Source organism: Micromonospora sp. DT228, assembly GCF_049841595.1.
Taxonomy (GTDB): Bacteria; Actinomycetota; Actinomycetes; order Mycobacteriales; family Micromonosporaceae; genus Micromonospora.
This window is the reverse complement of the sequence record NZ_JBNCKO010000008.1, coordinates 108038-131135: the sequence shown is the minus strand read 5'-3', so window position 1 is coordinate 131135 and position 23098 is coordinate 108038. Positions and strand designations below refer to the sequence as shown.

At 71.8% G+C, this 23098-nt stretch carries 19 protein-coding genes and 1 pseudogene; 8 read left to right on the top strand and 12 right to left on the bottom strand.

Going from position 1 to position 23098, the window contains the following annotated elements; genetic code table 11:
* Positions 1-4 precede the first annotated feature (4 nt).
* A pseudogene (locus ACLQ29_RS17995) lies at positions 5-625 on the top strand (cellulose-binding domain-containing protein); the annotation flags it as partial.
* Between the two features lie 72 nt (positions 626-697).
* A complete protein-coding gene (locus tag ACLQ29_RS17990) occupies positions 698-1588 on the top strand; it encodes a pectate lyase family protein (protein ID WP_425772860.1) in 891 nt (296 codons plus the stop codon).
* A 39-nt stretch (positions 1589-1627) separates the two neighbouring features.
* Here ACLQ29_RS17990 and miaB read toward each other — a convergent pair whose 3' ends face one another.
* Positions 1628-3190, bottom strand: coding sequence for a tRNA (N6-isopentenyl adenosine(37)-C2)-methylthiotransferase MiaB (gene miaB, locus ACLQ29_RS17985; RefSeq protein WP_425772670.1), 1563 nt, complete (start codon positions 3188-3190; stop codon positions 1628-1630).
* A gap of 151 nt (positions 3191-3341) precedes the next feature.
* On the opposite strand from miaB, the gene ACLQ29_RS17980 reads away from it, so the two are divergent.
* On the top strand, positions 3342-4250 hold the full coding sequence (locus ACLQ29_RS17980; RefSeq protein WP_425772669.1) for an alpha/beta fold hydrolase: 909 nt from the start codon (positions 3342-3344) through the stop codon (positions 4248-4250).
* An 88-nt stretch (positions 4251-4338) separates the two neighbouring features.
* On the opposite strand, the gene fxsT is transcribed toward ACLQ29_RS17980, so the two are convergent.
* From fxsT to ACLQ29_RS17950, 6 genes are read right to left on the bottom strand one after another with little or no spacing between them, the layout of a single operon-like run.
* Positions 4339-8211: an FxSxx-COOH system tetratricopeptide repeat protein gene (gene fxsT, locus ACLQ29_RS17975; protein ID WP_425772668.1), complete on the bottom strand. Its 3873-nt coding sequence runs from the start codon at positions 8209-8211 to the stop codon at positions 4339-4341.
* Positions 8208-9473, bottom strand: coding sequence for a TIR-like protein FxsC (locus ACLQ29_RS17970; RefSeq protein ID WP_425772667.1), 1266 nt, complete (start codon positions 9471-9473; stop codon positions 8208-8210). Before ACLQ29_RS17970 ends, fxsT begins: the two co-directional genes overlap by 4 nt.
* Entirely contained in the window at positions 9470-10129 is a 660-nt protein-coding gene (locus tag ACLQ29_RS17965; protein WP_393375408.1) for a TIR-like protein FxsC, read from the bottom strand. The genes ACLQ29_RS17970 and ACLQ29_RS17965 overlap by 4 nt, the downstream gene beginning before the upstream one ends.
* A gap of 52 nt (positions 10130-10181) precedes the next feature.
* Positions 10182-10997, bottom strand: a complete 816-nt coding sequence (locus ACLQ29_RS17960; RefSeq protein ID WP_425772666.1) for an aminoglycoside N(3)-acetyltransferase — start codon at positions 10995-10997, stop codon at positions 10182-10184.
* A complete protein-coding gene (locus ACLQ29_RS17955) occupies positions 10981-13314 on the bottom strand; it encodes an FxsB family cyclophane-forming radical SAM/SPASM peptide maturase (protein ID WP_425772665.1) in 2334 nt (777 codons plus the stop codon). Before ACLQ29_RS17955 ends, ACLQ29_RS17960 begins: the two co-directional genes overlap by 17 nt.
* A gap of 4 nt (positions 13315-13318) precedes the next feature.
* A complete protein-coding gene (locus ACLQ29_RS17950) occupies positions 13319-13507 on the bottom strand; it encodes a hypothetical protein (protein ID WP_425772664.1) in 189 nt (62 codons plus the stop codon).
* Between the two features lie 163 nt (positions 13508-13670).
* On the opposite strand from ACLQ29_RS17950, the gene ACLQ29_RS17945 reads away from it, so the two are divergent.
* Complete coding sequence (locus tag ACLQ29_RS17945; RefSeq protein ID WP_357247470.1) at positions 13671-13919, top strand: DUF2277 family protein; 249 nt, start codon at positions 13671-13673, stop codon at positions 13917-13919.
* A gap of 93 nt (positions 13920-14012) precedes the next feature.
* Here ACLQ29_RS17945 and ACLQ29_RS17940 read toward each other — a convergent pair whose 3' ends face one another.
* Entirely contained in the window at positions 14013-14492 is a 480-nt protein-coding gene (locus ACLQ29_RS17940) for a hypothetical protein (protein ID WP_393375394.1), read from the bottom strand.
* Positions 14493-14766: 274 nt separating this feature from the next.
* Complete coding sequence (gene selD / locus ACLQ29_RS17935; protein WP_425772663.1) at positions 14767-15756, bottom strand: selenide, water dikinase SelD; 990 nt, start codon at positions 15754-15756, stop codon at positions 14767-14769.
* A 195-nt stretch (positions 15757-15951) separates the two neighbouring features.
* Between selD and ACLQ29_RS17930 the strand changes: the two genes are divergently transcribed.
* From ACLQ29_RS17930 to ACLQ29_RS17915, 4 genes are all read left to right on the top strand, one after another.
* On the top strand, positions 15952-16707 hold the full coding sequence (locus ACLQ29_RS17930) for an amino acid ABC transporter ATP-binding protein (RefSeq protein ID WP_393375390.1): 756 nt from the start codon (positions 15952-15954) through the stop codon (positions 16705-16707).
* Positions 16708-16763: 56 nt separating this feature from the next.
* The gene (locus ACLQ29_RS17925; RefSeq protein ID WP_425772662.1) at positions 16764-17699 is read left to right on the top strand and encodes a glutamate ABC transporter substrate-binding protein; all 936 of its coding nucleotides are present in this window, start codon (positions 16764-16766) and stop codon (positions 17697-17699) included.
* Between the two features lie 79 nt (positions 17700-17778).
* Positions 17779-18435, top strand: a complete 657-nt coding sequence (locus tag ACLQ29_RS17920) for an amino acid ABC transporter permease (protein ID WP_425772661.1) — start codon at positions 17779-17781, stop codon at positions 18433-18435.
* Positions 18436-18478: 43 nt separating this feature from the next.
* On the top strand, positions 18479-19351 hold the full coding sequence (locus tag ACLQ29_RS17915) for an amino acid ABC transporter permease (protein ID WP_425772660.1): 873 nt from the start codon (positions 18479-18481) through the stop codon (positions 19349-19351).
* Positions 19352-19429: 78 nt separating this feature from the next.
* Here the strand turns inward: ACLQ29_RS17915 and rny are convergent, their stop codons facing one another.
* From rny to ACLQ29_RS17900, 3 genes are all read right to left on the bottom strand, one after another.
* Positions 19430-21196 (bottom strand): ribonuclease Y, encoded by a 1767-nt coding sequence (rny, locus tag ACLQ29_RS17910; RefSeq protein ID WP_393375379.1) that lies wholly within the window; start codon positions 21194-21196, stop codon positions 19430-19432.
* 675 nt (positions 21197-21871) lie between these two features.
* Positions 21872-22363 (bottom strand): 3-keto-5-aminohexanoate cleavage protein, encoded by a 492-nt coding sequence (locus ACLQ29_RS17905; protein WP_425772659.1) that lies wholly within the window; start codon positions 22361-22363, stop codon positions 21872-21874.
* A gap of 30 nt (positions 22364-22393) precedes the next feature.
* Positions 22394-23086 carry a regulatory protein RecX gene (locus tag ACLQ29_RS17900; protein ID WP_425760460.1) on the bottom strand — a complete coding sequence of 231 codons (693 nt, stop codon included), beginning with the start codon at positions 23084-23086 and terminating at the stop codon, positions 22394-22396.
* Positions 23087-23098 lie beyond the last annotated feature (12 nt).

Below are 23098 nucleotides of genomic sequence, written 5' to 3'. Positions count from 1 at the left end.
GCCGATGCCCACGGCATCGGCCGTCCCGGCCATTTACATCCAGATGCTTCTATGCTTTTATCGGGAAAGCGCTTGCCTCCGCACAGGTGGGCGTGAGCGCGGGAGCCGCTCTCCTTCACGTCATCGCACCGGCGGGCCCGAGGACCACTGGTCCCGGCCACGATTCGCCGCCCACGGGCATGGGCGTCGCGACGGACCGTCCGCCTCATCGAAAGGGAGCAGCATGCGCACAGGACGACGTCGAATGACGCTGATCGCCACCACCGCCGCCGCCACCGCAAGCCTCGTCACCGCCGGCCTGCTGACCTCCGTGTCCGCGCAGGCCGCCGCCGGCTGCCGGGTCGCCTACACGGTCGCCAGTCAGTGGCCGGGCGGGTTCACCGGCAACGTCACGGTCACCAACCTCGGCGACACGGTCTCCGGGTGGACGCTGCGCTGGTCGTACGGTGCCGGCCAGCAGGTCAGCCAGGCGTGGGGCGCGACCGTCTCGCAGAGCGGGGGCCAGGTCTCCGCCGCCAACGTCGACTACAACGGCAACCTGGCGACGAACGGCAGCACCTCGTTCGGCTTCAACGCGAGCTCGAACAGCGCCGGAAACCCGGACCCGACCAGCTTCACCCTGAACAACGTCGCCTGCACCGGTGGCACCACCACCCCGACCACCTCGACCACCCCGGGCACCCCGACGACCCCGCCGATCCCGAGCGATCCGCCGCCCAGCGTCCCACCACCGACGGGTCTCGTCGGCTGGGCCACCCAGAACGGCGGCACCACCGGCGGCGGCGGCGCACCGACCACCACAGTCACCAACGCCTCGGCGCTGACCAGCGCGTTGAACGCGACAGGCGCCGCGGTGATCCGGGTGTCCGGCACGATCTCCTGCTCCGGAATGCTGCGGGTCCGGTCCAACAAGACCATCCTCGGCAACTCCGGCGCCACGATCGCCGGCTGCGGACTCAACGTCAGCGGAGACCGCAACATCATCATCCGGAACCTGACCTTCCGGAACTGGAACGACGACGCGATAAACGTGCAGGAGTCGGCCACAAACATCTGGGTCGACCACAACACCTTCAGCAACGGGTACGACGGCGCGGTCGACATCAAGCGCGGATCGGACTTCGTCACCGTGTCGTGGAACCGGGTCTTCAGCCACGACAAGGCCATGCTGCTCGGCCACAGCGACGACAACGGCGCCCAGGACACCGGCCACCTGCGGGTGAGCTACCACCACAACTGGTTCGACGGGAGCAGGCAGCGCAACCCCCGGGTGCGCTTCGGCAACCCGGTGCACGTGTTCAACAACTACTACCGGGCCAACGGCGGCTACGGCGTGGCCTCCACCGAGAACGCCGGCGTGCTCGTCGAGGGCAACTACTTCGAGAACGTCAACGACACGTACCACCTGGGCGAGGCCGACTCCGGGCCGGGCCGTCTGGTCGCCCGGAACAACCACTTCGTCAACTCACCCGCCGGGCAGACCGGCGGCAGCGTGGCAAGCATCCCGTACTCGTACCAACTGGACACCGCGAGCACCGTCAAGTCCATCGTGACGGCGGGCGCCGGCGCCGGCCGGATCACCGTCTGACCGAGGAAGGGCCCCTCGACGAGGGGCCCTTCCGTGCGCTCAGTGGGTGGCGCAACCGGCGGTGGGCGCGGGCGCGACCGGCGGCGCGCCGATCGTCGGCAGACCGAGCAACACCCCGGGGGTACGCGGGGAGCGGCCCGCCTCGGCCGCGTCGCCGGCCCGGGTCCGTCGGTGCGACACCGGCGCCCCGTCGGCGTTGAGGTGATGCGGAGCGGCGTACGTGATCGTGGTGTGCACGATGTCGCCCGGCCGGATCTGCCCGGCCATCGACTCGGCGCCCGGCGCCTGGGTCGCGAAGTGCACAAGCCGTCCGTCGCGGGCCCGACCGGACATCCGCCCGGTCCGCTCGTCCTTGCGCCCCTCGCCCACCGCGACGAGCACCTCCACGGTCTCCCCGACGAGCCGCTTGTTCTCCGCCCAGGTGATGTCCTCGACGCAGGCGATCAGCCGCTCGTAGCGCTCCTGCACGACCTGCTTGGGGAGCTGGTCGTCCATGGTCGCGGCGGGGGTGCCGGGGCGCTTCGAGTATTGGAAGGTGAAGGCCGAGGAGAAACGCGCCTCGCGGACCACGTCCAGGGTGCGCTCGAAGTCGGCCTCGGTCTCGCCCGGGAAGCCGACGATGATGTCGGTGGTGATCGCCGCGTCCGGCATCGCCGCCCGGACCTTCTCGATGATCCCCAGGTAGCGCTCGGAGCGGTAGGACCGGCGCATCGCCTTCAGCACGTCGTCGGAGCCGGACTGCAACGGCATGTGCAGCGAGTGGCAGACGTTCGGCGTCTCGGCCATCGCGGCGATCACGTCGTCGGTGAAGTCCTTCGGGTGCGGGCTGGTGAAGCGGACCCGCTCCAGCCCGTCGATGTCGCCGCAGGCCCGCAACAGCTTGCCGAAGGCGTACCGGTCGCCGAACTCCACCCCGTAGGAGTTGACGTTCTGCCCGAGCAGGGTCACCTCCAGCACGCCCTCGTCGACGAGTGCGCGCACCTCGGAGAGGATGTCGCCGGGACGGCGGTCCTTCTCCTTGCCGCGCAGGGCGGGCACGATGCAGAACGTGCAGGTGTTGTTGCAGCCCACCGAGATCGACACCCAGCCGGCGTAAGTGGACTCGCGGCGGGTGGGCAGCGTGGAGGGGAAGACGTCGAGGGACTCCAGGATCTCCACCTCGGCGGCGGCGTTGTGCCGGGCCCGCTCCAGCAGCACCGGCAACGCACCGATGTTGTGGGTGCCGAAGACCACGTCCACCCAGGGCGCCTTGCGGACGATCTCGCCGCGGTCCTTCTGGGCCAGGCAGCCACCGACCGCGATCTGCATCCCGGGGTGCTTGTCCTTCACCGGGCGCAGGCGACCGAGGTTGCCGTAGAGCCGGTTGTCCGCGTTCTCCCGGACGGCGCAGGTGTTGAACACGACGATGTCCGGGGTGTCGTCGGCGGGCACCGCGCGTACGTAGCCAGCCTGTTCGAGCAGGCCGGAGATGCGCTCAGAATCGTGGACGTTCATCTGGCAGCCGTACGTCACGACGTTGTAGGTCCTAGCCACCCTCTTGGTGCCCCTTCCCCTCGGGCTACCAGGGTAGCGGCCCGTCTGGTGGCCCCGACCCCCCGGCATTGACCCGGCGGCCCATGGCGGGCATCCACGGGTGGCAGTACGCTGCACATCAAGGATGTGTTCTGGGCGATTTCGGGGGCTTTGCACTCGGCGCCGACGATGCGCGGCTCCGTTCACGGGGGAGCACATGACGACCCGCGGGAGGCCAACCGTGACGCGACAAGATGCGGCACAGCGCACCGTCACGACTCCGGACGGGCGGCGCCTCGCGGTGGAGACCTCCGGTGCGCCCGACGGGCCCGCGGTCTTCCTGCTGCACGGCACCCCGGGCAGCCGCAGCGGCCCCCGGCCCCGGGGCATCGTCGTCTACCGCCTCGGCGTGCACCTCGTCTGCTACGACCGGCCCGGTTACGGCGACTCCGACCGGCACGAGGGTCGGCGGGTGGCCGACGCCGCCGCCGACGTGGCGGCGATCGCCGACGACCTCGGCATCGAACGGTTCGCGGTGGTCGGCAGATCCGGCGGTGGGCCGCACGCCCTGGCCTGCGCGGCGCTGCTGCCGGACCGGGTCACCCGGGCCGCCGTGCTGGTGGGTCTCGCCCCGGCCGGCGCGCCCGACCTGGACTGGTACGCCGGGATGGCCGCGACGAACGTCACGGACTACGGACAGGCCGACGAGGACCTGACCGAGCTGACCCTCAACCTGAAGGTCCGGGCCGAGGAGGCTCGACGGGACCCGATGACGCTGCTGGACTTCCTCCGCCCCCAACTGCCCGACGAGGACATCCGGGTCGTCGACGACGTCGCGATCCGCCGACTGCTCACCGACATGTACGCCGAGGCGGTGCGACACGGCCCGGAGGGCTGGATCGACGACGTGTTGGCGATCCGCCAGGGCTGGGGGTTCGACCTCGGCGCCATCCGCGCGGAGGTACGGCTCTGGCACGGTGAGCAGGACCGCTTCTCCCCGGTGGAGCACTCCCACTGGCTCGCCTCGCGGATCTCGCGCGCCGAGGTGCAGGTGCAGGCGGGCGCCGCGCACTTCGGGGCAGTGGAGATCCTGCCGCAGACCCTGACCTGGCTGGCCACCCCCGACCTGGCGACCAGTCCCCGGCTTTAGGGCACGTGTCAAAGCCCTCGGGGCCCTACCCGACCGACGCCGGGTGGGCCGGGGCGGACGCCCGACCCACCCGCCGCGCCGATCCGGATCAGATCGTCTGCGGGTCGATGACCCGGACGATGAACCGCCGCTCCCGCAGTGTCTGGACCGTCGGGTGCTCCGGGCCGATCACCTCGGCCAACCGGTCCGCCACGGCGCCGACGTCCTCGGCTCCGGCGGCGCCGTCGCCGGCCCGCCGCGACACCAGGGCGAGATCACCGAGGCAGCGCAACGTGTCGGGATGGTCCGCGCCGATCACCGTGGCCAGCCGGTCGGCGGTCTCCCGCAGCCGGTCCCGAGCCGACTCCCAGTCGTCGTTCTCGGCGAGGCACACCGCCTGGTTGACCTCCGCGGCGAGGGTGTGCGGGTGGTCGGGGCCGAGCACCTTGCGCAGTTCGCCGGCCGCGCGGGAAGCCGACACGAGCGCCTCCGACCTGCGCCCGACCGCGCGCTCCGCGGCGGAGAGGTTGCTCAGCGTCGCCAGGGTGAACGGGTGCTCCGGGCCGAGCCGGAGTTGCTCCTGGTACGCCTGACTCACCGCGGTCATCTCGGTCACCGCCCGGGCCGCGTCGCCGACGGCCAACAGGTTCGCCGCGCGGCTCGACCGACACGCCACCGTGTCCGGATTGTCCGACCCGAAGCGTTCGTCGAGCTCCCGGTAGGCCGTCTCGAACATCGGCGCGGCCTCGCTCCCCCGACCGGCGCTGCGCAGTGACACCGCCAGATTGACCTGGGCGGCGAGACTCTGCCCGTCGTCCGGCCCGAGCACCTCGCAGTAGGTGTCGTACACCGTGCGCAGCAGGGTGGCCGACCTCTCGTACTCACCGGCCTCCCGCAGGTCGCTGCCCAGCCGCACCGCGGAGACGAGCGTGTAGGGATGGGTGGGGCCGAGCACCAGCCGCCGCCGCTGGTGCACCTCGTCGTCCCACCGGCGGGCCGACCGGTAGTCGCCCACCAGCCGGTACGAGACGGCCAGGTTGTTCGCCGCGCTCAACGTCCGCGGGTGGTCCTCGCCGAACACCTGCAACCAGGAGGCGTAGGTGGACCGGTCCCGTTCCAGCGCCTCGGCGTAGCGGCCGAGCGCCCGCAGGTCACCGCCGAGGCTGCCAGCGGTCATCAGACTGTGCGGGTGCAGCGGGCCCAGCAACCGGCGTTGCTCGGCGAGCACCGCCTCGTCCAGGTCCCGGGCCTCGTCGAAGCGGCCCAGACTCCGCAGGATGTTGGCCCGGTTGAACCGCAGGTGCAGCAACTGTCGGCCCAGCGCCGACACCTCCACCTCGTTGTGCGTGTCACCGATCCGGGCGCTCCAGGTGTCGTCCACCTCCTGGCTGAACCCGTCGGCCTGGTCCAGGCCGCCGCGCTGCCACAGGTAACGGACCCGGTCGATCAGGAGCTGGCACACCGACTCGTCCGGGCAGGTGAGCGCCTCGGAAACCTCCAGGTGCGGCCAGAGCATCCGCAGCCTCGCCCAGGTGGTCGGGTCGTCGACGTCGCCGCGTGGCCGGGACGCGGCCAGCACCAGGTGCACCTGGTGTCGGGCGGCGACGATCTCGTCCTCGGTCATCCGGTCGCGGACCACCGCCTGCAACAGCCGGTGCACCTGGACCCGACCGCCCTGCACGTCGAGCTTGAGCAGCGCCAGACGGTTGATCTGCTGGACCAGCGCGCCGCGCACGAGCCGCTCCGACACCGACGGGTCGAACGGCACGAGCGCCGACGCCATCTCGTCGCTGTAGACGAGTTCGAGTGCGATCTCCGGGGCCAGCACCGAGCAGAGCTGCAACAGCCGGTACGCGGCGGGCGCCTGCTCGATCAGCCGGTTCAGCGACAGGTCCCAGGTGGCCTCCACGGAGAGCGCGCTGGGGCCGTGCCGCTCGATCTGCCGCAGATATTCGGCGACCGACGTGCCGGTGTCGGCGAGCCAGGCACCCGCCGCCGCCACCGCGATCGGCAGGTCGCCGAGCGCCTCGGCCACCCGGTCGGCCTCCTCGGCGCTGATCGTCGGCACCCGCTGGGCGAGGTGCGCCACGCTCTCGGTGCGGTCGAAGACGTCCACCTGGATCGGGTTCGCCCGGTCACCCCAGGCGCGGTTGCGGGAGGTCAGCAGGACGTGGCCGGGGCCCTGCGGCAGGAAGGGCTCGATCTGGTCGAGCTCCTCGGCGTTGTCGAGCACGACGAGCCACCGCTCGTACGGCTCCCCTCGGCCCAGCACCTGCAACACCGACCGGACCGTGTCGGGCAGCGTGGGCCCGACCAGGATGCCGAGGCGACCGGCGAGGTCGGCGAGGGCGGTGTCGACGAACTGCGGCGGGTCCGCCACGATCCACCAGACCACGTCGTACGCCGCCCGGAACCGGTGCACGTATTCCAGCGCCACCTGCGTCTTACCGACGCCGCCCATGCCCTGCAGGGCGACCGGCAGCACCACCGCGCTGCCCCCGCTCTGCAACTGCGCGCGCAGCCGCGCCAGGTCGTCCTCCCGGCCGGTGAACCGGGCATTCCGGTTGGGGGCGTTGAAGATCAGCGGCTCGGTGCCGGGATAGCGGGTGGCCCCGGCGGCCGGACCGTCCGCCGACGACGGCACTGGACGGCCGACCAACCGCAACACCCGTTCCACGGCGGTCGCGGCGCTCACGTTCACCAGGTTGGTGGAGCTCTGGGCCGGAAACTCGGCCAACGGGCGCAGGTCGGCGACGTACACGGCGAGGGCCGTGGAGCCGGTGCTCGTGTCACGGTCGGGCAAGCCGCCCGACGGCGTCGCCACGTAGGCCGGTGAGACCACCGTCAGCGTGCGCGGCGCGGGGGTACCGGCGGACCCGACGGCGGAGGCGGGCTCCACCACCCGCAGCCCCGCCGAACTGAGCACCCGCTCCAGCCACTCGGCCCAGATGGCGTCCTCCGGCGCGTACCGGAGCACGATCTGGTCGTCGATCGCCTCGGTACGCCGACGGAAGCGGGCCTTGCCGCGTTCCCGCACCGACTCGTCCATCACCGGCAGCGCGGTCACCTCGCCGTCGGTGAGGATCCCGGTCAGGGTCTCGAACGCGGCCAGCAGCGACGTCGGCGAACCGGGCGGGTCGCCGAAGGTCGCCAGGGTCTCCTCGTACGCGTAGAACGGGCGGTACGGGACCTCGACCGCGGCCCAGTAACGCCGCCGTTCCGCCTCGGTCATGCCCGCCGGCAACCCGGCGAACCGGCGCATGGCCAGCAGGCGACCCGCCTCGGCCCGCTCCTTCTCGGCCTGGTCGACACGCATCGGCACCGGCAGGACCCGGATGTCGCGCCGCCGGTAGCGGTCCCGCACCGAGTGCGCCACCCGGGCCGCCCCGTCGATGCCCTGGTCGCTGAGGGTGAAGCAGTCGACGAGCGTGTCCGGCAGGTGCAGGGTGCAGATGTCGGCGACGTCGCTCAACCCCGTCCGGCTGTCGATCAGGGTGAAGTCGTACTGGCGCTTCATGTCGGCCCGCAGCGCCTCGAAGAACTGCGCCCCGCCCAGCCGGTTGTAGAAGTTGTCCCAGTCCAGCCCGCTCACCGAGACGGCGTAGTCGCTGTTCTGCCGGCCCGCGGAGAGGAAGTCGAGGCCGCCGCCCTCCGGGAAGTTCCAGCGCAACGAGAACGCGTGCCGCCCGACCCGGGCGTACTGCTCCATCCAGCGGTCCGGCCGGTCGTCGACCCGGGTGGTCTCCCACTCGTAGTCGCGGATCATGTCGATCACACCGCTGGTGCCCTGGATCGCCTCGGCGTCCAGGAACGGATGGAAGAAGCGGTGCAGGCCCGGCGACTCGAGATCCCAGTCGGCGACCAGCACCCGGCGGCCGCTGGCCGCGAGGATCCAGGCGACGTTTGCCAGCGCCATCGTCCGGCCCGTCCCACCCTTGAACGAGTAGAAGGTGACGACCTGGCCTGCACGATCGTTGTTCATCGGTTTTCTCCGTGGGGACGCAAGGGAGCCGGATCATCAGGCGTGGACGCGGGGTCGGTGGTGGAGCCCGCGGGCGGCAGGCCGTCGCGCAGGCTCGGCACCGGCTGCGGCGGTGGTTCGAAGGGGACCACCGGGCCGTACTTGAGGAACTGGCGGCGGGCCTCGGTGACAAGCGCCGGCATCAGGTCGACGAACTCCGGCATGCTGCACGCCCGCTTGACCTGGGGCAGTCCGGCGTCGTGCAGCAGTCGCGTCACCTCGGTCGCCCACCGGGTCGCGTCCTGGGAGTCGTCGTCGTCGGTGACCACAAGCGGAACGACCCACTCCCGCAGGCCGTGCAGCATGCGGGCGATCAGGGCGGACGCGTCCGGCGCCGCCGCGATCCACGGGTCGACGAGCAGCACCGCCGGCCGGCGCTTGAGCAGACCGGCGGCCTGGGCGAAGTCCTCCGTGCGGGCGGACAGCCCGAGGCGCTCGGCGGTGCTCACCGCGTACTCGGCGGCGGGCAGCTCCTGGCGGCTCCCGTACGGCCGCCAGAGCCGGCCGCTGGCCGCGTAGCCGGCCGGGTCCCGCTCGACCGGAAGGCGGTCCCGGGTCGGGGCCAGGACGGCGACCACGAAGTCCGGGTCGGTAGGTCCCGGGCGGGCGACCTCGTCGAGGCCGGGCGCGCGGGACGGGCCCAACGGTCGCCGCTCGGCGGTGTGCACGATCCGACTGGCCAGGCGGCTGAGCAGCAGCTCGTACTGCGTCCGGTAGGAGGCCAGCATGCAGAAGGCGCGCAGGCCGTCCTCGGCGTACTCCGGGATGTCCCGACCGAGGTCCAGTGCGCCGTCCAGCTCCGGATGGGCCTCCCACGGGGGGAACGGGATCCACAGCACCGGGGTGAGGTGCCCGGCGGTGCGTCGGGCCGGCCCGGCGGCGGCCAACCGGGCCCGGAAGGACTCCTGCTCCCCCAGCGCCCACGGGCGGCTGAAGTAGCCGGGCGAGTAGAGCGGGACGAAGACCTCGGCGTCACCGAGAGCCTCGGCGAGCGCCGCCTTCCAGTCGGCGCCCAACGGGATGTGCTGGTCGAAGAAGCCGATCCGCATCCCGGCCACCGGTCGCGCCTGGCGGCGCACCTCGTCGGTCAGGTCGGTGAAGAACTGGCCGACCCAGACGTCGGCGTCGGCCCGCGCGCCCGGGGCCGGCGCCGAGTGGGCGTAACTGAGGAAGAAGTACGTCCCTCGTGCCGCCGGTCGGCGGCGGTCCCCCGGCGGGCTCATCCCGGCTCCTCGGCGAACCTGTTGCACAACTCGTCCACACTCGCCGGCACCCAGGGCTCCACCAGGTAGCCGCGGTGGATCGCCACGATCCGTTGCGCGAGCCGCCAGACCACCGCGCGGTACGCGTTCTCCCACTGCATGGTCAGCAAGCCATAGACCCCATCCCGCTGGTAGTGCACCGCGATGTCGGGATCCGGCATGGCGGTCGGGGTGAACCGTTGGATGTCGCGGAGCACCCGGGGCAGCGCGGCGCCGTTGGTCGGCGACCAGGTGACCGGCACGATCGCCGTCTCGTGGACCGAGGCGGTGCTGTGCCGCGGAACGATGCGTCGGCGGGAGAACGCGTCCCACTCGCGACCACACCACTCGCTGCCGAGCAGCGCGCTGGACACCAGTGGCACGAAGACCTGACAGGTGCCGGCGGCCTCGAGAAGCTCCGGACTCCAGCGTTCCCCGCCCGCGATGGAGCTGTCCAGGAAGCCGGCGTCCACCCCGGTCACCGGGCCGACCAGCTCGCTGACATGGACGGAGAGGTCCTCGAAGAACCGGGAGACGTACTCGGCGGGCTTGCCGGTGGCCCGGCCGACAGGCGCCCTGGAATAGCTGAGGAAAAAGAGCGGGGCGCGCGTTCGGGAGGGTGCGTCCGCTGTGCTCACCGCTGCCCCTCCGCCCTCCCCACGCGGCCGGACCATCAGCGTAGACCCCGCGTCAACGGCGCGCCGCCAGCCGGTTCGCCGCGAACCAGTCGACGGCGAAGTCCACTGTGGCACGTGCCGGCAGCAGCCGCGCGCTGGCCTGACCAACCCGGCCGTGCCGCACGAACGGGGCGTCGTCGAGCGCAGCGCCCACCGTGGGGAAGTCGCGGTCGTCGAGGTCCAGTGCGCGGAAGTCGAGGCGGACCCGGCGCCCCTCGACCAGCCGGAAGCAGCGGTAGTCGCGCTCGGGCGCCGGCACCAGCAGCCGGTACTCGGCCAGATGCAGGGCACTGCACGCCTCGTAGCCGAGGCCGAGCAGCAGAACCTGCCCGTCGGCCGCGTACAGGCCACCGACAGGTGAGCGTTCGCCCAGGTGACAGGTGAGGTCATGGTCCTCGGTGAGCTGCCGGGCCCGAGGGCCGAGCGCGGCGAACGAGGTCTGGGGATGGTCACTGCGCACGGCGCCGGGGGCACACCTGACGTACTCGGCGAGCGCGCCCATCCGCTGCGAGGGCGTGCTGCGGCGGTCCCAACCCGGCAGCGCCGCCTCGTACCTGTCGCGCTGCGCCCGGTCCATGCCGGCGACGGCCGCCAGGTGTGCCCGGGAGGTGGTCGAGTTGCCGTCGGTGTGCGTGGGCACCAGCAGCGTGCCGGCAGGGCCGAGGACGTCCCGCAGAGCGCCGGCGAGCGTCGCCGGCCCGTGCTCCAACCGGCCCACCCGACGCAGGCCGCAGTGCACGACGAGACACGCCCCCGGCCGGACGCCCAACGCACGCAGGTCGTCGGCGAGGCGGGGGCGGCCCAGGGTGCGCTCATCGGGACCCGACACGGGTCTCCCCAAGGGCGTGCCGTAGCTGGCCGACGAACCGCTCACCCGCCGCGGTGAGCGACCCGCTGGCCAGCAGCGCGTCCACGCCATCCTTGGTCCAGGCCAGGTAACGGTCGGCGTGCGCCGACGCGTCACCCCCGCCGCGGGCCGCCCGGGCCTGCCACACCTGGGTGACCGCCAGGTGGGCGTACACGCCGTGCAGGACGCCCTCGGGCGGCCGCGGGTCGGGGCGCCAGGGCACGCTGATCCGGGTGCCCCGGTCGGGTTCGACGAGGTCACAGAGGTCGAGCGCGGCACCGAGCTTCGCGTGCTGCCACTCGTGCACGAGCAGCACCGCCATCGTCTCCGGGTCCGGATCGGCGGTGACCGCGACCGCGCCGAACGCGTGCCGCGCGGTCGCGCTGCGAAGTGGTCTCGCCGGGTCGGGGGCCAGCGGCACCACGACCCGCAGGCCGCCGTCGAGCGCCGCCGCGTGCGCCGGCCCGTCCCGGTGCACGACCCGCCAGGCCTCGGCCAGGGTACGCCCCAACGCCCGCGCAGCTTGGTCCGCCAGGCGGGGCGCCACCGACTGGCCGTAGCAGTCCCGGTACGGGTCGCCGTCCTCGATCAGCAACCCGCCACCGGACACCGACACCTCGCGTGCCGGTCGCCAGTCGGCCGACAGCTCGACCGGATCGAGCAGCACCGTGCGCTCGGTGGTCCCGCCCCGGACCCGGAACCCACCGGGCCGCACTGTCACCTCGGCGCTCTCCCCCAGGCCGGGCAGCACCAGGCTGCCGAGCGCGGGCAACGTGATCGTGTCGGCGCGTACCGGGACGCGCACCGCGGCCGGGACGCCCGCCCGGAGGGCCGCCGCGACGGCGAGCGCCGGCAACGGGTCGACCGCGGGGCGGACACCGGACCGGGCCGACGAATCGAGGCGATGCACAAGCCAGGGCCGGACGAAGGGGTGCGCCAGGACCGCCCGGACCGCCTCCGGCGCCGTCTGGTCGAGCTGGACGAGCAGCTCCCAGGCGGCGGTGGAGCCGGCCCGGTCCCGGCAGGCCACCAGCAACGCCCGGGTGATGGAGAGCTGGGTGGCGGCGAGCAGCGCCAGCGTCGGTGTGGACCCGTGGCCGGTGGCCAGGTCGTCCAGCAGCTCGTCGACCGGTGCGGCGGCCGGTGCGGCGGCCGGCGGTTCACTCGCCGGCCGCGGGTGGGCGTCGACGCTGTCGATGAGGCGGAGCAGGTCGGCGCAGTACACCGACGGGTTGTCGAAGCCGGAGCCGGTGCGCCAGCGGTGGGCGTACAGGCCGCCGCCGCACCTGTCGACCACCCGGCAGGCCCGGCAGGTCGCGCAGAGCCCGTCGACGCCCTCCTGCCGAACGGCCACCCCGGGGTGCCGGGCCGCCTCGTGCACCGCATGGCCGAACACGTCGAACCCGGTGCCCGCCGCGCCGTGGTAGGCGGTCTTCAGCGAGTCGACCTGCTCCCAACTGCCGTCCGCCTCGATCACCAGCACGTCGGCCGGCGCGAGGCCGAACGCCTCGGTGCCACCGCCACCGGGCCGCAACGCCTCGAACAGCCGGATCGACACCGGCCGCCCCTCGTCCACCCACCGCCGGTGCACCCGCCCCAACCAGTCCGCGTAGGGGGTGGAGCCGGGGCCGGGGCGCTGCGGTGGGTGGTCCCAGGTGGCGTGGGGCAGCAGCAGGTCCACCCGGGGCGGGCTCTCGGCCAGCAGCGCCTCGTACACCCGGTCGGGGTCGTTGCGGACGTCGACGGTGCAGAGGATGCCGGCGTAGCTGGCGTGGTGCTCCGGGCGTCGGAGCAGGGCCAGTGCCCGTCGGACGTGGTCGTGGCTGCTGCCGCCGTGGGCGAAGACCCGGTGGCGGTCGTTCGCGGCGCGGTCGCCGTCGAACGAGACACCCACCTGCACGTCGTAGTCGACGAGGAGGCGGCACAGCTCGTCGTCGAGCAGCACCCCGTTTGTCTGCATCCGCAGGTCGAGCCGCGTCCACGGCGTGATCGCCGCCCGCAGCTCGGCCAGCACCTCGCGCAGCCCGGCGGCACCCAGCAGCAGTGGCTCGCCGCCGTGCAGCACCACGTGCACGACCGGCAGCTCGTGCTCGCGGGCGTGCTCGGCGATGCGGTGCGCGGCGGCCCGGACCGTGGCCGCCGCCACCCGCACCGGCCGACCCCGCCAGGTCTGGTCGGCGTGCTGATAGACGTAGCAGTGGTCGCAGCTGAGGTCACACCGGCTGTGCACCTTCAGCACGAACTGGCTGATCGGCCGGCTGGACCCGCCCGCTCCGGGTGGACCGCGCCGGTCGGCCATCAGCTCAGATGGACGAGTTGAAGGCGGCGACGGGCACGCTGCCGGACGGCACGGACTCGTTCACGACGACGCGGCGGCGGACCGCCTCGACCAGATCGGCGTGCTCGGCGGCGATCCGCTCCAGCGGGGTGTGCAGGCTTCGGGTGAGGTTGTCGAGGTCGGGACGGGTCGAGCGGGTGGGGGCATGGTCCACAATGAGTCTCCGAGGGCCCGGGCGCGGTGAGCGCGAGCGGCGATAATTGCGCGAAAGGCTCTGGTCCGTGACCAGGATAGACAAATATCGACCCAGTGTCACCGTCGGTACAACCGTCAGCACCGCGGGTGGTGATCCGGGTGCCGGCAGAGGAGGAACCCACATGTGCCGGAGCATCAAGACGCTGCGGGAGCCGTTCACCCCGCAGGTGACCGACGCGGACGTCGAGGCGGCGGCGTTGCAGTACGTCCGGAAGATCTCTGGCTTCCGGGCGCCCGCCGCACACAACGCCGCCGCGTTCGACGCCGCGGTGGCCGCCGTGACCGCGGCGACCCGCGACCTGCTCGACCAACTCGTGGTGCGGGGCGCCGGATCGGGCACTCCGGACCGGCAGGCCGCCGCCACCACCTGACCGCCGGCGCGGCCCGACTCGCCGGCGCGACACCCGGCCCGCCCTGGGACGGGTCAGGCCGCGGCGAGTCGGCCCCGACACCTGGTACGCGGGTCAGGCCGCCGCGAGCGCCGGGACGACCGTGTCCGGCGCCCAGCGCGACCGGTGGCACTGCGACCAGCCCCGGCAGCCCGGGTCGCCGGCCGTGCAGAGCCGGTGCCTGCTGAGCACCTCGCCGTCCTCGGTGTCCCGCACGTCGAAATGCACCGGACGGACCGTGCCGTCCGGGGCGACGAGCAGGTGCCGGCCCGCGTCGAGCGTGTCGTCGCGCAACAGACAGTTGCGGCCCAACAGTCGAGCGAGCGCAGCGATGCTGGCGTGCTCGGGGAGCTGCTCGGGCACCCCGTAGCAGTCCACGACCGTCGCGAACTCGCCCGGCGCCTCCCAGACGTCGCACACCACCGCGTACGCCGGCAGCCGGGCCGGGTCGGCCACCGCCAGCGGCATCACCACCCGGCCGAGCGCCTCGGCCAGCGCCGGGTAGACCTCCACGGGTCGAGCCCCGTCGATTCTCCAGTTCCACAGCTCGGTCATTCCGCCTCCTCGCTGCGTTCGTCCCACCGGCCTCCGGATCGGGCCTTACACACGATGGTGGGGGGCATTTGACCCCAGGCGGGGGCAAGTTACCGGTCTGTGACCATTCCGGGCAAAATTTCCCTGAGCCACATTGCTCGGAGTAGCGGGAAGGTGACAGTTTATCGGCTATGGTGCGCCAACCGCACCACCAGGACCGCGTGTCCGGCGAGCGGGTCTCGCGTGTCCGGCGGGCGGCGACCGCCGCGTCCCCGGCGCCGAGCTGCGGAAAGGCTCAGCGCAGGACGACGAGGTGCTCGCCGCGCGGCAGCAACTCACCCACCACGGGAGCGCCCGGAATCTCGCCGGCAACCAGCAGGCCACCGGAGGTCTGCGCGTCGGCCAGCAACAACCGCTCGTCCTCCCCCACGACGCCGAAATCCGTCCACGGCGTCACCCACTCCAGATTGCGTCGGCTGCCGCCGCTGACGTACCCGTCGCGGAGCGCCTCCCGGGCACCCGCCAGGTACGGCACGCGAGCCGCGTCGATGGCCACCGTGAGCTGGCTGGCCCGGGCCAGTTTCGAGGCGTGCCCGAGCAACCCGAACCCGGTCACGTCGGTGCCACAGCGGATGCCGGCGGCGACCGCCGCGCGGGCGGCGTCCCGGTTGAGCGCGCTCATCGAGGCGACCGCCTCCGGAAAGCTCTCACCGGTGGCCTTGTGTCGGGTGTTGAGCACACCCACGCCGAGCGGCTTCGTCAACGACAAGGGCACTCCGGCCACGCCGGCGTCGAGAGTGATCAACTCCTCCGGACGGACCGTGCCGGTGACCGCGAGGCCGTACTTCGGGCCGTCGTCGTCCACGCTGTGGCCGCCGGCCAGGTGGCAGCCGGCCTCCCGCGCCACGTCCTGGCCGCCGCGCAGGACCTCGCCGGCCAACTCCATCGGCAGCACGTCGCGCGGCCAGCAGAGCAGGTTGAGCGCGACAAGGGGGGTGCCGCCCATCGCGTACACGTCGGAGAGCGCGTTGGCCGCGGCGATCCGGCCCCAGTCGTACGCGTCGTCGACCACCGGGGTGAAGAAGTCGGCGGTGGTGACCAGGCCGGTCCGCTCGTCCAGGCGCACCACCGCCGCGTCGTCACCGTGGTCCAGGCCGACAAGCAGCTCCGCGGTGCCGGTGGCCGGGCCGAGACCGGACACCATGATCTCCAGTTCACCGGGCGGGATCTTGCAGGCGCAGCCGCCACCACGGGCGTAACGGGTCAGGCGTACCGGTTCGGTCATCCCCCCATGATCTCGACAACACGCCACGATCGCCACCGTTGCCACCCGCACAGTGACCGGAATCGGACGCTCGCCGACGATCGTGACCGGTGTTACCGCTCCGTGACCCGCTGAGTTGCATTCCGCCACATCGGGCCGCCTACAGTGGCCGCACCGGGGGTCAACCGACCCCGATCCGGGAGACGACAGGGGACGGTGGACGACGTGACGACGGGCGAACCGCTCATCGTGCTGGACGCGGTCAACAAGTGGTTCGGACCGCTGCACGTGCTGGACGACGTCTCATTGTCGGTGGGTCGGGGTGAGGTGGTCGTGGTGATCGGCCCGTCCGGCTCCGGCAAGTCGACGCTGTGTCGCGCCATCAACCGGCTGGAGCCGATCAACTCCGGCACGATCATCTTCGACGGCCAGCCGCTGCCGGCCGAGGGCAAGCCCCTCGCCCGACTGCGCAGCGAGGTGGGGATGGTCTTCCAGTCCTTCAACCTCTTCGCCCACAAGACCATCCTGGAGAACGTCACCCTCGGCCCGATCAAGGTCCGCAAGGAGAAGCCGGCCGCCGCCCGCGAGCGCGGCCTGGCCCTGCTCGACCGGGTCGGCATCGCCAACCAGGCGGACAAGTTCCCGGCCCAGCTCTCCGGCGGGCAGCAGCAGCGGGCGGCCATCGCCCGCGCCCTGGCCATGCAGCCCAAGGCGATGCTGTTCGACGAGCCGACGAGCGCTCTCGACCCGGAGATGGTCGGCGAGGTGCTGGACGTGATGACCTCGCTGGCGCGCGACGGCATGACGATGGTCGTGGTCACCCACGAGATGGGCTTCGCCCGGCACGCGGCCAACCGGGTCATCTTCATGGCCGACGGCAAGCTCGTCGAGGACGCCTCCCCGGCGGAGTTCTTCGAGAACCCGCGCAGCGACCGGGCGAAGGACTTCCTCTCCAAGATCCTCACGCACTAGGCGTCCGTAGTGGAGCGCGCCGACCACCGGCGGGCTTCTGAAAGAAGGAGAAGAGTATGCGTATGAAGCGCGTGGCGGCGGTCGCCATGATGGCCTCCCTCGCCCTGTCGGCCGCAGCCTGCGGCAAGGAGGGTGAGCCGACCCCGAGCGCGGGCGGCAGCGCCCCCAGTGGCGCCCAGTCCGACACCTGCAAGAGCTCCGGCGCGACCTTCACCCCCAAGACGGACGCGGCCATCGCCGGCAGCCCGACCTTCGAGAAGATCAAGTCGGCCGGCAAGGTCTCCGTCGGCGTCAAGTTCGACCAGCCGAACCTCGGCTACAAGGACGCCCAGGGCAAGCGCTGCGGCTTCGACATCGAGATCGCCCAGTACGTGGCCAGCACGCTGGGCATCGACCCGGCGAAGATCGAGTACAAGGAGATCGCGTCGGCCAACCGGGAGACCGCGATCAAGGGTGGTGAGGTCGACTACTACGTCGGCACCTACTCGATCACCGACAAGCGCAAGAACGACATCTCCTTCGCCGGCCCGTACTTCGTCGCCGGCCAGGACCTGCTGGTCCGCAAGGACGAGACGTCGATCACCGGCAAGGACACCATCAAGGGCAAGAAGGTCTGCTCGGCCACCGGCTCGACGCCGATCCAGAAGGTCCGCGACGAGGGTCTGACCGAGGCGAACAACATCGTCGAGTTCAAGACCTACTCGGAGTGCGTCTCGCAGCTGCTCGACAAGAAGGTCGACGCCGTCACCACCGACGACGCCATCCTCAAGGGCTTCGCGGCACAGAGCCCGAGCGAGCTGAAGGTGGTCGGCAAGCCGTTCAGCACCGAGAAGTACGGCATCGGCCTGCCGAAGGACGACAAGGCGCTGCGCGACTACGTCAACAACCAGATCGAGGCGTCGTTCGGCAACGGCACCTGGCAGAAGATCTACGACGGCACGCTCGGCCTGTCCGGCTCGGCGGGCGCCCCGCCCACCCTTGAGCGGTACTGACCGACCGGCTCGACACGAGTAGCGGCGCCGGGCGGGGCTCGTCCCCGCCCGGCGCCCGTCCGAGGACTGAGAGCGAGGCATGGGCGAGTTCTTCCGCGTACTGACGGACAACGGGCAACTGTTCGTCGACGGGTTCACCAACACCGTCAAACTCTTCCTGATCGCCGCGGTCGGCTGCCTCGTCCTCGGCACGCTGCTCGGCGCGATGCGGGTCTCCCCCGTGCCGGCGCTGCGCGCGTTCGGCGCCACGTACGTCAACCTGGTGCGCAACACACCGCTGACGCTCGTCTTCGCGTTCCTCGTGTTCGCGGTGCCGAAGCTCGACGTCAACATCGACTACTTCGCCAGCGCCACCATCGCGCTCACCGTCTACACCTCGGCCTTCGTGTGCGAGGTGATCCGCTCCGGCGTCAACACCGTCGCCGCCGGGCAGGCCGAGGCGGCCCGCGCGCTGGGCATGACCTTTGGTCAGGTGCTCACGCTCATCGTGCTGCCGCAGGCGTTGCGGGCGATGGTGCCGCCGATGATGAGCGTGTTCATCGCGATGCTGAAGAACACCACGATCGCCGCCGGTTTCTCGGTGCTGGAGGCCGGCGCGATCCCCGCGTACATGGCGGAGCGTGGCGAGCCGCAGTTCGCCGTCCTGCTCTGGATCACCATCGGCTTCCTGATCCTGGTCCTGCCGCTGGTGGCGTTGCAGCGGTTGCTGGAGCGCAAGTGGAGGGTGGCCCGATGAGTGAGCTGGCGAGCCCGACGGCCGCGAACGGAAGGTGGCTGAGTTGAGCCAGGCGTCGATCCTCTACGACCTGCCCGGACCTCGCGCCAAGCGGCGCAACGCGATCCTGGGCGTCCTCTCCACCGCCGGCATCATCGCCCTGCTCGCCTACATCGGCTACAAGTTCGCCGACACCGGCCAGTTCGAGGCCCGCAAGTGGGAACAGTTCCAGTACGCCTCGGTGCAACGCGAGCTGCTCGGCGGCCTGGCGGCGACGCTGAAGGCTGCCGGCATCGCCGCGGTCCTGGCGTTGCTGTTCGGCGCGTTCTTCGCCAGCGCCCGGTTGAGCGACAAGTGGATCCTGCGCACACCGGCCACCTTCGTGGTCGAGCTGTTCCGGGCGATCCCCCTGCTCATCCTGATCTTCTTCGGCTACTACGTGCCGTTGCAGTACGGCTGGTCGATCGACAAGCTGTGGGCGCTCGTCATCGGGCTGATGCTCTACAACGGCTCGGTGCTCGCGGAGATCTTCCGGGCCGGCATCAACGCGGTGCCGTACGGGCAGACCGAGGGCGGGTACGCGATCGGCCTGCGCAAGAACCAGGTGCTGCGGCTGATCCTGCTGCCGCAGGCGGTCCGCTCGATGCTGCCGGCGATCGTCAGCCAGCTCGTGGTGCTGCTCAAGGACACCGCGCTGGGCTTCATCATCACGTACCCCGAGCTGCTCTTCGTGGGTAAGCAGATCGGCGGCCGGTTGCCGTTCGGGCTGCCGTACCTGCCGGCGTACCTCGTCGTGGGGGCGATGTACATCACCATCTGCGGTGCGCTGTCGGCCCTGGCCTGGTGGTTGCAGAAGCGGATGGGTCGTACCCCGCGGACGGCCGCGAAGGTGGTGCCGTCCCAGGATGTCGGCGACGCCGCCGGCCGGATGATCTGACCGGCGCTACTCGTGAGATCGGGGTGTCCCCTCCTTGGGGACACCCCGATCTTGCTGAACTCCTGAGGATCGGGCCGGTCAGCGGGCGATCTCGGTGACCCGGGACTCGCGGACCACAGTGACCCGGATCTGACCCGGGTAGGTCAGCTCCTCCTCGATCTGCTTGGCCACGTCGCGGGCCAGCACGGCCGCACCGATGTCGTCCACGTCGTCCGGCTTGACCATCACCCGGATCTCCCGGCCGGCCTGCATGGCGAAGACCTTGTCCACGCCGAGCTTGCCGGCCGCGATCTCCTCGATGCGCTCCAGCCGCTTGACGTACGCCTCCAGGCTCTCCCGGCGCGCTCCCGGCCGACCACCGGAACAGGCGTCGGAGGCCTGGGTGAGCACGGCCTCGATGGTCTGCGGCGGCACCTCGTTGTGGTGCGCCTCGATGGCGTGCACCACGTCCTCGTGCTCCCCGTACTTGCGGGCCAGGTCCGCGCCGATGATGGCGTGGCTGCCCTCCACCTCGTGGGTGAGCGCCTTGCCGATGTCGTGCAGGAACGCCGACCGCTTGATGATCGGCACGTCCAGCCGCAGCTCGGCGGCCATGATGCCGGCGATGTGTGCGGTCTCCACCAGGTGCTTGAGCACGTTCTGCCCGTACGAGGTGCGGTAGCGCAGGCGGCCGAGCAGGGCCACCAGCTCCGGGTGGATCTCGGTGATGCCGACCTCGACCAGGGCGTCCTCGGCGGCGCGGAGGCAGAGCTGCTCCACCTCCTGCCGGGCCAGGTCGTAGACCTCCTCGATCCGGTGCGGGTGGATCCGCCCGTCCAGGACCAGCTTCTCCAGGGTCAACCGACCCACCTCGCGGCGGACCGGGTCGAAGCAGGAGAGCAGCACCGCCTCGGGGGTGTCGTCGATGATCAGGTTGACGCCGGTCACCGACTCGAAGGCGCGGATGTTGCGCCCCTCCCGGCCGATGATCCGCCCCTTCATCTCGTCACCGGGCAGGTGCAGGACGCTGACCACGCTCTCCGCGGTCTGTTCGCTGGCCACCCGCTGGATCGCGTCCACCACGATGTGGCGGGCCCGCTGCTCGGCGGTGTTGCGCGCATCGGACTCGATGTCGCGCACCAGCAGCGCCGCCTCCCGCTTGGCCTGGGTCTCGATCGCCTCGACCAGCTCCAGTCGGGCCGCGTCGGCGCTGAGCCCGGCGACCCGCTCCAACTCCCGGCGGCGCAGTTCCTCGGACTCGGCGAGCTCGGTCTCCCGTCGGGCCAGCGCGGACTCCCGGGTGGCGAGTGCCGCACGCGCCTCGGTGAGCTGCCGCTCCCGCTCGGCGAACCGCTCCACCTCCTCGGTGTGCATCCGCTCCCGCTCGTCCATCCGGGCCGCCCGACGCTCCACCTCCGCGGCCTGCTCGCGGGTGGTGGCGGCGAGCACCGCGACCTCCCGCTCACCGCTGCGCCGGGCCGTCGTCCGCAACTGCTCGGCGTCCGCCTCGGCCTGCTTGTGGGCGCGCTCCAGGACGGTGTCCGCCTCGGCGCGGGCATCGTCGAGCACCCGGCGGGCCTCGGCGCGAGCGGCCTTCGCCTCGGCCTTCGCGGCCGCCGCCTCGGCACGGGCCGCCGCAGCCGCGGACTTCGCCACGTCGATCGTGCTGTTCGCCTCGTCAGCCGCGGTCCGCAGGGCAGCGAGGGACTGCTCCTGACGATCCTTCTCGGCGATGAAGGCGGGATCCTCCGGAGCCGGCGCGGCACCCATCCGCCGCAGCGTCCGGATGCCCACAAGCACGGCCCCGATCACCACCACGGCGAGGACGAGGACGGCCGCGAGGAGCACGACGTCGAAGGCGTTCATGCCGGGACCCCGTCGGGTCTACCGATGAACCTGTGCCGCCGCCCCGCCATGGCCGCCTCCCCTAACGTCGAGACCGCAGCGACCGTGCCGGGGCACACTCCTGCGGCTGTGGACGCCCGACCGGAGCGACTGGCCGTGGGGTAGCTCTCTCCGCCGGCGGTGCCCTCGGGCATCGTCGGCGACCGGGTGCAGTTGTCGCGGAGTTCCGGACCGGCCTGTCCAGATCTGCCGCCAAAGGCCGGGAGTCGGCCAAAGTGATGCTGTCTTGTTACGCGATCTATGTTGTGCGCTTAGCCTGCGCTGGTCGGGCAATGTGAGCCTGTATGGCGAGGCTAGGTCGCCGGGGGTGGTCTGGTCAAGGACTCATGATCAAACCCCCCGAACGGAGAGAAGTTGCGTCGTCACGCAACGCTGATGCCGTTGCGGACACGCGGTGACAAACCTGGCGATCCGCCGCCATGAATCCGGATGTCGTGCCTGTTCAGCGACGGCAGCACCCCTCGGCGAGCCAACTGTGTGACACCAGCGACCCCCCATCCCCGCCCGACCCTCGCCAGGTTCGCGCCTGAACAAGATCCCACTCGTCCCGCCAGGATCGCGCCTCCCCCGCAAGATCGTGCTCGCCGTGATCGTGCTCGATCCAGGAAGTAGTGGCCTCACCGCGCGAGGACCCCACTACATCGTGGATCGAGCACGATCTTGGCCGGCGGCCCAGACGAGGATCCGCCCGGCCGGCACCCGCCAACTCCGGTACGCCTCGACGGCGTCGAGCGTCCAGAGCCCCACCTCGACGTGCACACCCCGCTCGTGCAGGGCTGCGGCGACGGCCTCGGCACCGGCCTCGTGCGCGTTGACCGAGGCGAAGTCGGGCAGCACCGACCAGGCCCGGACGGCTGCCACCCGGTCGGCCGGGGCCGGCGCGATCCAGGCGCCGGTGCTCACCCCCACCGGCAGCCCCGGCTCGGCGGCGCGGATCGCGGTGAGCGCGTCGGCGATCACCTCCTGAGCGCAGCGACTCGGCACCCGACGCCTCAGGGGATGGACGTGCACGGCCGCGACGCCGAGCGCCACGCAACGGGCCGCGTCGGCGGCCAACTCCGCGGGCGTGATCGGCACTGCCGGGTGGACGTCGCGGCCGCGCCCACCGTTCAGACACGCCTTCACCATCGGCCCACCCCACAGCGCCCAGCGCGACTCTCACCCGATCGAGCGGTTGTCGCGATCCAGCTCGCCCTCGGCGTCGGCGAGCGCGTCGGCGTCGATCTGCTCGGCGAACTCGGCCGCCTCGGCGCTCTGCGCGGCCAACGCGTCCTTCACGGCCCGGATCGCCACACCGGGCGGGTAACCCTTGCGGGCCAGCATGCCCACCAGCCGACGGAACACCGCGTCCGGCTCGCCTCGGGCGGTGCGCAGCTTGCGCTCCACCAGGGCGCGGGCGGTGTCCGCCTCGGTCTCCTCGTCCAGCTCACCGAGCGCCTCGGTGGCCACCTCGCCGTCCACGCCCTTGCGGCGCAGCTCGTTGGCGAGCGCCCGGCGGGCCAGCCCACGCCCCGAGTGCCGGCTGGACACCCAGGCCCGCGCGAACGCGGCGTCGTCGATGATGCCGACCTCGTCGTACCGGTCGAGCACCTCGGCCGAGACCTCCTCGGAGATGCCCCGCTTGGCCAGCGCACCGGCCAGCTCGGCCCGGGTGCGGGGCCGGACCGCGAGCTGCCGCAGGCAGATCTCGCGGGCCACCTCCGACTCGTCACGAGGGGGAGACTCGACCGCGTCGGTCTCGGCGGAGCGTCCACGGCGACCCTGGCGGGGGCGCGGCGCATCGGTGGCGTCGCCCGTACGGGGTGGGCTGGCATCCCAGCCCCGCCCCGTACGGGCGCGTCGTCCTGCCATGGGTCAGCGACC